This is a genomic window from Pseudomonas sp. HY2-MNA-CIBAN-0224, assembly GCF_040310285.1.
Lineage (GTDB): Bacteria > Pseudomonadota > Gammaproteobacteria > Pseudomonadales > Pseudomonadaceae > Aquipseudomonas > Aquipseudomonas helleri.
Genome location: NZ_JBEOPQ010000665.1, coordinates 1 through 259 on the forward strand (window position 1 = coordinate 1; position 259 = coordinate 259).

Sequence of the window (259 nt, forward strand, 5' to 3'; positions counted from 1 at the left end):
CGATACCAGCGCGCTGCGATACATAGCGTACGATGGCGCTAGTGGTCGCGTTGATTGAATCTAGGCTATCACCACATTCGATCAGTACACACGAGCTAAACTGGCGTGATGGCGTACGCACACCTGACATGATTGGCGTCGGTAGCGAAATTTTGAACTCTGAAGTCGCATCATAGAAGCGCTTCACATAGCTCATGCGCTCAGCTCTGTCGTAATTGGCGAACAGACACATACCGACCAGCATATATAAGAACTGCGG

Annotated in this window: 1 protein-coding gene; it reads right to left on the bottom strand. The window is 50.6% G+C overall.

Annotated elements, in window-relative coordinates:
- On the bottom strand, positions 1-244 hold a 244-nt coding region (locus AAEZ03_RS27980), incomplete at its 3' end, for a ribonucleotide reductase N-terminal alpha domain-containing protein (RefSeq protein ID WP_350583184.1).
- Positions 245-259: the final 15 nt, after the last annotated feature.